The following is a 12,159-nucleotide window of genomic DNA, read 5'->3' on the forward strand; positions in this document are numbered from 1 at the left end:
ATGACAGGTTCGGCGGATACGATTCTCGAACGGGTCACGGGCGTACTTGGCGACACCGTGACGGCGAACCGCCACGAGTACGGCGAGGCAGAAATCGAAGTTGCTCCCGAGTATCTCTACTCAGCCATGGAGCAACTTCGAGACCATGAGTCCCTGCGGTTCGAGCAGCTGCTGGACATTGCCGGCGTCGATTATGCCGCCTATGGCAAGGACGAATGGATCACCGAACAGGCCACCAATACCGGTTTCAGCCGGGGCGTGGACGGGTTCAGCACCGGTCGGCTCGGTCTCACCGGCATCTACGGCGTACAGCGGATCGAGTCCAACACCGGGCGGCGGTTCGCCGCCGTGTACCACCTGCTGTCGGTGACGCATAACCATCGCCTGCGGGTGCGCTGCTTCGCCGGCGATGACGATTTCCCGATGCTGGACTCGATTGTCCCGCTGTGGGCGTCGGCCAACTGGCAGGAACGGGAAGCCTTCGATCTGTTCGGCATGGTGTTCAACGGCCACCCCGACCTGCGCCGGATTCTGACCGACTATGGCTTCGTCGGCCATCCATTTCGCAAGGACTTTCCGCTTATTGGCAACGTCGAAGTCCGGTATGACGAAAACCGGGGTCGTGTGGTCTATGAACCGGTGTCCATCGAGCCCCGTGTGCTGGTGCCCCGGGTGATCCGCAAGGACAACCGATACGCCGACCCCACCGCCGAGGAGGCTCGCGATGCCTGAAATCAGCAGTTACACGGTCAACTTCGGCCCTCAGCATCCGGCCGCCCACGGCGTACTCCGTCTTGTCCTCGAGATGGAGGGCGAGGTGGTGCGCCGCGCTGACCCCCATATTGGGCTGCTGCATCGGGCCACCGAAAAGCTGGCTGAGACCAAGCCTTACAATCAGAGCATCGGCTACATGGACCGGCTCGATTACGTGTCCATGATGTGCAATGAGCACGCCTATGTGCTGGCGATCGAGAAGCTCCTCGGGGTGACGCCCCCGGAGCGGGCCCAGTACATCCGGGTGATGTTCGATGAGATCACCCGAATTCTTAACCACCTGCTGTGGATCGGCGCCCATGGGCTGGACGTCGGGGCCATGACGGTCTTCCTTTACGCCTTCAAGGAGCGTGAGGAGCTCATGGACTGCTACGAGGCGGTCAGCGGTGCGCGCATGCATGCCACTTACTACCGTCCGGGTGGCGTCTACCGTGATCTGCCAGAGCGCATGCCCAAGTATCGCGAGTCGGAGTTCCGCAACGACAAGCAGTTGAGCCGGATGAATGCTGACCGCGAGGGCAGCATGCTCGACTTCATCGAGGCCTTCTGTGACCGGTTCGTGGGCACCGTGGACGAAATCGACACCCTGCTGACGGATAACCGGATCTGGAAACAGCGCCTGGTGGATGTGGCGGTGGTGCCGCCGGAGCGGGCCCTGCAGCTGGGGTTCACCGGTCCGATGCTGCGCGGATCCGGGGTGGAATGGGACCTGCGGCGGAAGCAGCCTTACGAGGTTTACGACCGCATGGACTTCGAGATTCCGGTGGGCACCAATGGCGACTGCTACGACCGCTATCTGGTCCGCATGGAAGAGATGAGGGAGTCGGTCAAGATCATCCGTCAGTGCGTGGACTGGCTGCGGCGCAACGAGGGTCCGGTGATTCTCAGCGACAACAAGGTGGTTCCGCCCAGCCGCGAAGAGATGAAGGACGACATGGAATCGCTGATTCACCACTTCAAGCTCTTTACCGAGGGGTACTGCACGCCGCCGGGCGAGGTTTATGCCTCCATCGAGGCGCCAAAGGGCGAGTTCGGTGCCTACATTGTCTCTGATGGCGCCAACAAGCCCTATCGGCTGAAGCTGCGGGCGCCGGGCTTTGCCCACATGTCCGCTATGGACGAAATGGTTAACGGCCACATGCTGGCCGACGTGGTGACCGTGATGGGCACCATGGACATTGTTTTCGGGGAGGTGGATCGGTGAGTAGCGCCCAAGAGCCGGTTGAAGGCGGTTTGAGCGATGCCGAGCGCCAGGAAATCGACCAGTGGCTGGAGCGGTTCCCGGATAACCCGGCCGGCCGTCAGTCGGCGGTGATTCCGGCGTTGCATGTCGTCCAGCATCACTGCGGGGGCTGGCTGCCGCGGGATCGAATGGATGCGGTGGCGGATTACCTGGGCATGGCCCCCGCTCGGGTCTACGAGGTGGCGACCTTTTACGGCATGTTTGATGTCAAACCGGTTGGGCGTCACAAGATCAATATCTGCACCAACATTTCCTGCATGCTCCGCGGCTCCGACGAGATCGTCGAGTATGTCGAGAAAAAACTCGGCATCCGGCTGGATGAGACCACAGCCGATGGCCGGATCACGCTAAAGCGTGAAGAGGAGTGCCTGGCCGCTTGCGCCGGTGCTCCGATGATGCTGGTGGATGAGGAGTTCTACACCGATCTGACGCCCGAGAAGATCGACCGAATCATCGACGGCCTGGAGTAGTCATGACCAACGTCTGCTATACAACGCTCCAATTCGACGAGCCCTGGACCCTCGAAAATTACCGCGCGGTGGGTGGATACCAGGCGCTGGAAAAGGTTTTGCGCGAGGGCATGAGCCAGGAGGACGTCATTGAAGAGATCAAGGCGTCAAACCTGCGGGGGCGCGGTGGCGCCGGCTTTCCCGCGGGCATGAAGTGGAGCTTCATGCCCCGCAGTGCACCCGGCCCGAAATACCTGCTCTGCAACTCCGACGAGTCCGAACCGGGCACCTGCAAGGACCGGGATATTCTCCGGTACAACCCCCACGCCCTGGTCGAGGGCATGATCATCGCCAGCTATGCGATGGGGGTGACCACCGGGTTCAACTACATGCGCGGCGAGTTCATCAAGGAACCGTTTCAGCGCATGGAACAGGCGGTCCGGGAGGCCCGTGAGGCGGGTTACCTGGGCGAGGACATCCTCGGGTCCGGGTTTGACTACCAGATCCACAACTACGTGGGAGCCGGCGCCTACATCTGCGGGGAGGAGTCCGCATTGATGGAGTCGCTGGAGGGCAAGAAGGGCATGCCCCGGAACAAGCCGCCATTCCCGGCTCAGGCCGGGGTGTACGGCCGGCCCACCACCATCAACAACACCGAGACGCTGGCCTCGGTGCCGGCGATTATCCGCAACGGCGCAGACTGGTTCCTCGAACTGGGCAAGCCCAACAACGGCGGGATGAAGATCTTTTCGGTGTCCGGCCACGTGGAAAAGCCGGGCAATTTCGAAATCCCGTTGGGCACGCCATTCCGAGATCTGCTGGAGATGGCCGGCGGTGTCTGGAAGGGTCGCCAGCTGAAGGCCGTTATCCCCGGCGGCTCCTCCATGCCCATGGTGCCGGGTGAGCAGATGCTCGAGCTGGACATGGATTACGACTCGCTCATGAAGGCCGGGACGGCGCTGGGATCCGGCGGCGTGGTGGTGATGGACGAGACCACGGACATGGTTCAGGCGATCATGCGGGTCAGCCGCTTTTACTACGCGGAGTCCTGCGGGCAGTGCACCCCGTGCCGCGAGGGCACTGGCTGGATGTACCGAGTGATACGGCGGATTTACGAAGGACATGGTCGGCCCGAAGACCTGGAGCTTCTGGAATCCGCCGCCGGACAGATTGCCGGTCACACCATCTGCGCCTTTGGCGAGGCGGCGGCCTGGCCGGTGCAGAGCGTGCTCAAGCACTGGCGGCACGAGTTTGAATACTACATCGAGCACAAGCGATCGATTGTTGAGGCAGCCGCATGAGCGCAAAGGTCGAAACAGCCAATCCGGAGACCGTGACCATCGAGATTGATGGCCGGTCCATCGAGGCGCCCAAGGGGGCCCCCATCATCGAGGTCGCCGACGAGCACGGGATCGATATCCCCCGCTTCTGCTATCACCGCAAGCTCTCGGCGCCGGCCAACTGCCGGATGTGCCTGGTGGATGTGGAGATGGGTGGCCGGCCGGCCCCCAAGCCGTTACCGGCCTGCATCACCACGGTGGCGGACGGCATGGTGGTGCGCACCACCTCCGAGCGGGCCCTGAAAGCCCAGCGCGGCGTGATGGAGTTCCTGCTCATCAACCATCCGCTGGACTGTCCGATCTGCGATCAGGGCGGCGAGTGCGAACTCCAGGATCTGGCCCTGGGCTACGGCCGAAGCGTCTCCCGGTTCGTCGAGCGCAAGCGCGTGGTTAAGGATGAAAACCTGGGGCCGCTGATCGCCACCGAGATGACCCGTTGCATTCACTGCACACGCTGCGTCCGCTTCCTTGACGAGGTTGCCGGCACCAGCGAGCTCGGCGCCATGTTCCGCGGCGAGCACACCGAGATCAGCACACTGGTCGGGACGGGGGTTCACTCCGAGCTCTCCGGTAACGTCATCGATCTCTGCCCGGTCGGAGCGCTGACGGCGCGGCCGTATCGATTCTCGGCTCGGGCCTGGGAGATGCTGGCTCACTCCTCGGTTTCCCCTCATGACTGCATCGGCTCCAACATCGACCTTCACCAGGTTCGCGGAGCCATCAAGCGCGTGGTGCCCCGGGATAATGAAGCGGTCAATGAATGCTGGATCAGTGACCGGGACCGATTTTCCTACGAGGGCGTCTACAGCACCGATCGCCTGCTTTCTCCGCAGATCAAGGAGGACGGCGAGTGGCACAGTGTCGACTGGCAGACCGCCGTGGAGGCGGTGGCCAACCGGTTTCGTGATCTGGTGGATCAACACGGGGGCGATGCCCTGGGGGCATTGCTTTCGCCGTCGGCCACCCTCGAGGAAATGTATCTGGCAGCTCGCATCATGCGCGCGCTGGGCAGCGGCAACATTGACACGCGACTGCGTCGTGGCGATTTCAGGGATGGCGTGCTGGCGAATGGTTTCCCCGGGCTGGAGACACCCATTGCCGAGCTGGAAAACCTGAACGCGGCGCTCATTGTGGGTGGGTACCCCCGTCATGAGCAGCCACTGATCAATCACCGGCTGCGCAAGGCCGGGCTGCGGGGCGGCCGGATCATGGCCCTGAATCCCCGCCAGTTCGACTGGAACATCCCGCTGGCGGTGGATGGTGTGGCCCCGGTGTCCGAATTGCCTGCCCGGCTGGCTGCCGTAGTGAGGGCTCTGGCCGAGTTGAAGGGCCAGTCGGAACCGGCTGGGCTGGAAAGCTGGCTCACTGGCGTCGCCATTGACGATCAGGCACGGGAGATCGCCGAAGCGTTGAGCAATGCAGACCGGGGCGCCGTTCTGCTCGGTGGTCTCGCCGATGCGCATCCGGCGGGCGCCGAACTGCGCTACTTGGCTGGCAGCATCGCCGCACTGGCTGGCGCGGATTACAACGAGCTCACCAATGGCGCGAACACCGCCGGCGGCTGGATCACCGGCGCGGTGCCGGGCCGAAGCGCCGACGGGCAGGCCAATGAAGGGCTCGATGCCCGTGCCATGCTCGATACACCCCGCAAGGGTTACCTGTTGCTGGGTGTAGAGCCGGAGCACGACCTCCATGACGGTGTACTGGCCGCCAACGCGCTGGCCGAAGCCGAGTCCGTGATTGCGGTGGCGGCCTATGACTCGCCGTCGCTGCGGGCCCATGCGGATATCCTGCTGCCCATCGCCACCCTGGGCGAGACCGCCGGCACGCTGGTGAACGCCGAGGGCCGCTGGCAGAGCTTTGCCGGCGTTGGACAGCCTCAGGGCGACGCCCGTCCCGCGTGGCGTCTGCTGCGGGTGCTGGCAAACGTCCTCGAGCTGGATGGCTTTGACTACCAGGCCCCTGACGAGATTCACGCCGAAATTCAGTCAATGGCCGGCGACTCGGGCGCGGCGCGGCCGCTTCAGGTGGTGGAGCCGGTCAAAGCGCCGGCGGGTTCCCTGACCCGCATTGGCTATCCGGCCATGTTCGGGGTGGATCCGCTGTGCCGACATGCTTCGGCTCTTCAGCAGACCGACCATGCGGCGGATGCCGAGGCACTAATCAATGCCGAGGATGCCCGGTCGCTGGGCGTTGCCGATGGAAGCCGAGTGCGGGTGTCCCAGGGCAATCAGGCAGTGGAGCTCCCCGCGCGCGTGGGAGATCAGGTTCCCGCCGGTAGCGTCTGGATTGCCGGCGGCGTGTCCGGCAGCGAGGGTCTGGGCGCCCTGATCGGCGCCATTGAGGTCGAGCCGGTCGAGGGCGGTGAATGAACGCCCTCATTGAACTGGCGTGGATCGTCACCAAGATAACGGCGCTGGTGGTGCCGTTGTTCCTGGCGGTGGCCTACATGACCTATGCCGAGCGCAAGGTCATCAGTGCCATGCAGCTGCGCAAAGGGCCCAACCGGGTTGGCTGGAACGGTCTGCTCCAGCCCATTGCGGATGCGCTGAAGCTGCTGATGAAAGAGGTGGTGCTGCCCCAGAACGCCAACCGATTCCTGTTCGTTCTGGCGCCGATGCTGTCCATTATGCCGGCGCTGGCCGCCTGGGCGGTGCTCCCGCTGGCCGAAGGGGTGGTGATCGCCGATATCAATGCCGGTCTGCTCTATGTGCTGGCCATGACCTCCATGGGTGTCTACGGGATCATCCTCGCGGGCTGGGCATCGAACTCCAAGTACGCGTTGCTGGGCTCCCTGCGTGCCGGCGCCCAGGTGGTGTCCTATGAGATCGCCATGGGCTTCGCCCTGGTGGGGGTGTTGATGGCGGCGGGCAGTCTGAACATGACCGAGATCGTCAACGCCCAGGCCGGGCCGATCTGGAACTGGTTCTGGCTGCCGCTGTTGCCACTGTTTGTCGTCTACTGGATTTCGGGTGTGGCGGAGACCAACCGCCTGCCGTTTGATGTGGCCGAAGGCGAGTCGGAGATCGTCGCGGGTTTCCACGTGGAATACTCCGGGATGGCTTTCGCCATCTTCTTCCTCGCCGAATACGCCAACATGATCTTGATTTCGGGTCTGGCGGCCATCCTGTTCCTGGGTGGCTGGTATTCGCCATTTCACGGCCTGCCACTGCTGGGCCCGATGTTCGACTGGGTGCCAGGTTTTGTCTGGTTCGTCCTCAAGACCTGCCTGTTCCTGTTCCTGTTCATCTGGTTCCGGGCCACGTTCCCCCGTTACCGATACGACCAGATCATGCGTCTGGGCTGGAAAGTGCTGATTCCGGTGACGGTGGTCTGGCTGGTGGTCCTGTCCGGCTTGATCCTCGGCGAAGTCGGCCCCTGGTTCTGATTCAAGAAGGTTATTGACGATGCAAGCGGTCAAGGAATTTTTCGGCACCTTCATGCTCACCGAGCTGCTTAAAGGGATGCGGCTGACCGGCAAGCATATGTTTGATGCCAAATACACCCTGGAGTACCCCGAAGAAAAAGCGCCCCAGTCACCGCGGTTCCGCGGCCTTCATGCGCTGCGGCGGTACCCGAACGGCGAAGAGCGTTGCATTGCCTGCAAGCTCTGCGAAGCCGTCTGTCCGGCGCTGGCCATCACCATCGAATCCGAACAGCGGGATGACGGGACCCGGCGCACCACCCGCTATGACATTGACCTGTTCAAGTGCATTTACTGCGGATTCTGTGAGGAGTCCTGCCCGGTGGACTCCATCGTCGAAACCCGGATTCACGAATATCATTTCGAGCGCCGCGGCGAGCAGATCATCAACAAGCAGGAACTGCTGGCCATTGGGGACAAGTACGAAGCGCAACTGGCGGAAGATCGGGCGGCCGACGCGCCGTATCGCTAGGTTGAAAGGGGATCGGGGCACACCGTGATCGAAAAAGTCATTTTTTATGTGTTCGCCGCCATCCTGCTGCTGGCGGCGATGCTGGTGATCACTGCCCGGAACCCGGTGCATTCGGCACTGGCGCTGGTACTGGCGTTCTTTACTAGCGCCGCACTCTGGCTCATGGCGGAGGCGGAGTTCCTGGGCATCGCGCTGGTCCTGGTCTACGTGGGCGCCGTGATGGTGCTTTTCCTGTTCGTGGTGATGATGCTGGACATCAATATCTCGGTCATGCGGGAAGGCTTTGCGCGCTACCTGCCCCTTGGGGCGATAGTGGGCGTGGTCATGGTGCTGCAGATGCTGCTGGTGCTGGGCTCGGCAGAGGTGGACCTGTCGGCCATGACGGCCGAGGCCACGGCGGCAGCGGATGGAGAAACCAACAACATCCGCATGCTCGGCAACGTGATGTACACGGTTTATGTCTATCCCTTCGAGCTGGCGGCCATGGTGCTGCTACTGGCGATTATCGCGGCTATCATGCTCACCCATCGCCGTCGGGGTGGCACCAAGCATCAGGACATCTCGGCCCAGGTGCGCACCAGAAAGGAAGACCGGCTACGCATGGTGCGAATGCCGAGCGATAGAAAAAAAGACTCTTAAAACCGGGGCATAAATGTTAGCGCTTTCAGATTATCTGATACTCAGCGCCCTGCTGTTTTCCATCGGCATGGCGGGCATTTTTCTGAACAGGAAGAATGTCATTGTCCTGCTGATGTCCATTGAGCTCATGCTGCTGGCGGTGAATTTCAACTTCATCGCTTTCTCCAGTTTTCTCGGAGACATCCACGGACAGGTGTTCGTGTTCTTCATCCTCACCGTGGCGGCGGCGGAGTCCGCCATCGGCCTCGCCATCCTGGTGGTGCTCTTCCGTAACCGGGGCAGCATCAATGTTGGCGATCTGGACTCGATGAAGGGTTGAGCATGAAGTCTGTCTACGTCCTGGCCGTTTTCGCACCGCTGGTGGGTGCCATTATCGCCGGCCTCATGGGTCGTCGGATCGGGCGCAGCGCTTCCGCCGCCATCACCGTCGGTGCCGTGGGGCTGTCCGCGGCGCTGTCGCTCTGGGTGCTGTATCAGCATGTCTGGGGCGGCGCCCCGGTGTTCAACGAGGCCCTGTACCGCTGGGGCACCCTGGGTGGGCTGATTGTCGAAATCGGTTTCCTGGTAGATCGCCTGACGGCGCTCATGATGGTGGTGGTGACCACGGTGTCGCTGGCCGTGCATGTCTACACCATCGGCTACATGCATGACGACGACGGCTACGAGCGGTTTTTCAGTTACATCAACCTGTTCACCTTCGCCATGCTGATGCTGGTGATGGCCAACAATTTCCTGCAGCTGTTCTTTGGCTGGGAGGCCGTCGGGCTGGTCTCATATCTGTTGATCGGTTTCTGGTATCGAAAGGAAACCGCCATATTCGCCAACCTCAAGGCATTCCTGGTCAACCGGGTGGGCGATTTCGGTTTCCTGCTCGGTATCGCGGCGATTCTGTATTTCTATGGCAGTCTTGATTATGCCGAGGTCTTCCAGGCCGCGGCGGCCGACCCCGAGGCCACGATGTCCATCCTTGGCACCGAAGCGCTGGTGGCAACCGTGGTGGCCGTGCTGCTGTTCATCGGTGCCATGGGCAAGTCCGCCCAGGTTCCGCTGCACGTCTGGCTGCCGGACTCCATGGAAGGCCCGACGCCGATTTCGGCGCTGATCCATGCTGCCACCATGGTGACCGCCGGTATTTTCCTGGTGGCCCGGATGTCGCCGGTGTTCGAAATGTCCGAAGCGGCCCTATCGCTGGTTCTGGTGCTGGGTGCGATCACCGCTCTGTTCATGGGGCTGGTCGGCCTGGTGCAGACAGACATCAAGCGGGTTATCGCCTACTCGACGTTGTCGCAGTTGGGCTACATGTTTGTTGCCCTGGGCGCCTCGGCCTATGCGGCAGGGGTTTTCCATCTGATGACCCACGCCTTTTTCAAGGCCCTTCTGTTCCTCGGAGCCGGCGCCATTATCGTTGCCCTGCATCATGAGCAGGACATGAGGCGCATGGGCAACCTGCGCCGCTATCTGCCCATCACCCATATCACCATGCTGCTGGCCACCCTGGCGCTGGTCGGAACGCCGTTTTTCTCCGGGTACTACTCCAAGGACGCGATTATCGAAGCGGTCAACTACGCTGATCGCGCCGGCGCCGGGTTTGCTTATGTCGCGGTTCTTCTGGGGGTTTTCATTACGTCGCTGTACAGCTTCCGTTTGTACTTCCTGGTGTTCTGGGGCGAGGATCGGGTCGACCCCCACGCCCGCGAGCACATGCAGCATCTGCCGCGTTATGTGCTGCCGGTGATGCAGTGGCCGTTGATTGTCCTGGCGGTGCCTTCCGTGGTGATCGGCTACTTCACCATGGGCCCGATGCTGTTCGGTGATTTCTTTGAAGGCGTTATCCATGTGGCGCCCGGCAATGACGTCCTGGTCAATGTGGCCGGGCATTTTGACGGGCCGACCGCCTTCGCCCTGGCGGCGGTGACCCACCTGGCGTTCTGGCTGGCCCTCGCCGGTGCCATCACCGCCTGGTATTTCTATATTCGCCGCCCGGATCTGTTGCCGGCGATCAACCAGCGCCTGGGTCTCGTCGTGCGGGTTCTGGAGCGAAAATACGGGTTTGATGATCTGTATAACGTCGGGTTTGCCGGTGGCGGGCGGAGCCTGGGACGAGCCCTCTGGCGGATTGGTGACCAGGGCCTGATCGACGGCCTGATCGTCAACGGCTCGGCACGCACCGTGGGCCGAGTGGCCGGTCTGATCCGCGGCTTTCAGTCCGGCTATCTGTTCCACTACGCCTTTGTCATGATCATCGGCCTGCTGGTGCTGTTAACCATTTTCGTCGCTAACTGGCGGGGGTGGTTCTGATGGCGCTACAGGGACTGCCTTTACTGAGTCTGCTGGTCTGGATTCCCATTCTGGGGGGATTGGCCGTTCTGGCGGTGGGCAATGGCAATGCGGATCGGGCCCGCTGGGCGGCGCTGGGTGTTGCCGGCCTGACTCTGGTGCTCGCCCTGGCCCTCTGGGGTGGTTTTGAGGCGGGGATCGCCGCCATCCAGTTCGAGGAAAGACGACTCTGGATCCAAGCCTTCGATATTCATTACCACCTGGGCGTGGACGGGATTTCCATGCCGCTGGTGGTCCTGACCGCGTTCTCGACGCTGCTGGTGGTCATCGCCGCCTGGGAGGTGGTCCGCTACAAGCCCGCCCAGTACCTGGCGGCCTTCCTGATCATGGAAGGCATCATGATCGGGGTGTTCAGCGCCCTGGACGCCATTCTGTTCTACGTTTTCTTCGAAGCCATGCTAATCCCGATGTTTCTGATCATCGGGATCTGGGGCGGGCCGAACCGGATCTATGCCACGCTGAAGTTCTTCCTCTACACGTTCCTGGGCTCGGTGCTGATGCTGGTGGCGCTGATCTATCTGCGCACCGAGGCCGGCAGTTTCGCCATCCAGGATTTCTATGGCCTGGCGCTGCCGCTGCAGACTCAGGTCCTGCTGTTCCTCGCGTTCCTGGCGGCATTTGCTGTCAAGGTGCCCATGTTTCCCGTTCACACCTGGCTGCCGGATGCCCACGTGGAGGCACCCACCGGCGGCTCGGTCATTCTGGCCGCGATTACTCTCAAGATCGGCGGGTACGGGTTCCTGCGCTTCAGCCTGCCGATTGCGCCAGAGGCGAGCCTGGCTCTGGACTGGCTGCTGATCGGTCTGTCGCTGATCGCCGTGGTCTATATCGGCCTGGTGGCCATGGTGCAGACGGATCTGAAAAAGCTCATCGCCTATTCGTCCATCGCCCACATGGGGTTTGTGACCTTCGGGTTTTTCCTGATTTTCCGCATCGTTGCCAATGGCGGCGGCCGCGAAGGGGCGCTGCTGGCGCTGGAAGGCGGCATGGTGCAGATGATTTCCCACGGGTTCGTATCGGCGGCCATGTTCCTGTGCGTTGGTGTGCTCTACGACCGCATGCACACCCGCAAGATCGCGGACTATGGCGGAGTCGCCAATCGCATGCCCATTTTCGCCGGGTTCTTTGTGCTCTTCGCCATGGCCAATGCCGGCCTGCCGGGTACCTCGGGATTTGTCGGCGAGTTCATGGTGATTCTCGCGAGCTTCCAGGCCGGGTTCTGGTATGCCTTTGTGGCCGGATTGACGCTCATTCTGGGGGCGGCCTATACCCTGTGGATGATCAAACGCGTGGTCTACGGCGAAGTCCGCAGTGATGCCGTGGCAGAGCTTCAGGACGTCAACCGGCGGGAACTCTTCCTGCTGGGCGTGCTGGCGGTGGTGATCCTTTACTTCGGCATTCACCCGGCACCGCTGGTGGATGTCATGACCCCATCCCTCGATGCACTGTTCAGCATCGTGATGGCGACCCTTTAGCACCGG

The 12,159-nt window shown here is 62.1% G+C and carries 11 protein-coding genes; all 11 read left to right on the forward strand.

Translation table 11 applies throughout. The features are described 5' to 3' along the window. Genes GJ672_RS03095 through GJ672_RS03145 form a run of 11 tightly spaced genes read left to right on the forward strand, consistent with a single transcriptional unit; the run spans window position 1 to window position 12,153 of the window. Entirely contained in the window at window positions 1-732 is a 732-nt protein-coding gene (locus tag GJ672_RS03095; RefSeq protein WP_154295819.1) for an NADH-quinone oxidoreductase subunit C, read from the forward strand. Further along, the gene (locus tag GJ672_RS03100; protein WP_154295820.1) at window positions 725-1,978 is read left to right on the forward strand and encodes an NADH-quinone oxidoreductase subunit D; all 1,254 of its coding nucleotides are present in this window, start codon (window positions 725-727) and stop codon (window positions 1,976-1,978) included. Before GJ672_RS03095 ends, GJ672_RS03100 begins: the two co-directional genes overlap by 8 nt. Beyond that, window positions 1,975-2,487 (forward strand): NAD(P)H-dependent oxidoreductase subunit E, encoded by a 513-nt coding sequence (gene nuoE, locus GJ672_RS03105; protein WP_154295821.1) that lies wholly within the window; start codon window positions 1,975-1,977, stop codon window positions 2,485-2,487. Before GJ672_RS03100 ends, nuoE begins: the two co-directional genes overlap by 4 nt. Window positions 2,488-2,489: 2 nt before the next feature. After that, complete coding sequence (nuoF, locus tag GJ672_RS03110) at window positions 2,490-3,767, forward strand: NADH-quinone oxidoreductase subunit NuoF (RefSeq protein WP_154295822.1); 1,278 nt, start codon at window positions 2,490-2,492, stop codon at window positions 3,765-3,767. Further along, window positions 3,764-6,178 carry an NADH-quinone oxidoreductase subunit NuoG gene (gene nuoG / locus GJ672_RS03115; protein ID WP_154295823.1) on the forward strand — a complete coding sequence of 805 codons (2,415 nt, stop codon included), beginning with the start codon at window positions 3,764-3,766 and terminating at the stop codon, window positions 6,176-6,178. The genes nuoF and nuoG overlap by 4 nt, the downstream gene beginning before the upstream one ends. Continuing rightward, window positions 6,175-7,194, forward strand: a complete 1,020-nt coding sequence (nuoH, locus tag GJ672_RS03120; RefSeq protein WP_154295824.1) for an NADH-quinone oxidoreductase subunit NuoH — start codon at window positions 6,175-6,177, stop codon at window positions 7,192-7,194. The genes nuoG and nuoH overlap by 4 nt, the downstream gene beginning before the upstream one ends. A gap of 19 nt (window positions 7,195-7,213) precedes the next feature. After that, window positions 7,214-7,702, forward strand: coding sequence for an NADH-quinone oxidoreductase subunit NuoI (gene nuoI, locus GJ672_RS03125; protein WP_154295825.1), 489 nt, complete (start codon window positions 7,214-7,216; stop codon window positions 7,700-7,702). 27 nt (window positions 7,703-7,729) lie between these two features. After that, window positions 7,730-8,341, forward strand: a complete 612-nt coding sequence (locus GJ672_RS03130; protein WP_154297008.1) for an NADH-quinone oxidoreductase subunit J — start codon at window positions 7,730-7,732, stop codon at window positions 8,339-8,341. A 13-nt stretch (window positions 8,342-8,354) separates the two neighbouring features. Continuing rightward, on the forward strand, window positions 8,355-8,660 hold the full coding sequence (nuoK, locus tag GJ672_RS03135) for an NADH-quinone oxidoreductase subunit NuoK (RefSeq protein WP_154295826.1): 306 nt from the start codon (window positions 8,355-8,357) through the stop codon (window positions 8,658-8,660). Between the two features lie 2 nt (window positions 8,661-8,662). Further along, window positions 8,663-10,639 (forward strand): NADH-quinone oxidoreductase subunit L, encoded by a 1,977-nt coding sequence (gene nuoL, locus GJ672_RS03140; RefSeq protein WP_154295827.1) that lies wholly within the window; start codon window positions 8,663-8,665, stop codon window positions 10,637-10,639. Next, entirely contained in the window at window positions 10,639-12,153 is a 1,515-nt protein-coding gene (locus tag GJ672_RS03145; protein WP_154295828.1) for an NADH-quinone oxidoreductase subunit M, read from the forward strand. Before nuoL ends, GJ672_RS03145 begins: the two co-directional genes overlap by 1 nt. The last annotated feature ends 6 nt before the right edge of the window (window positions 12,154-12,159 follow it).

This window comes from Spiribacter sp. 2438 (assembly GCF_009676705.1).
Classification (GTDB): domain Bacteria; phylum Pseudomonadota; class Gammaproteobacteria; order Nitrococcales; family Nitrococcaceae; genus Spiribacter.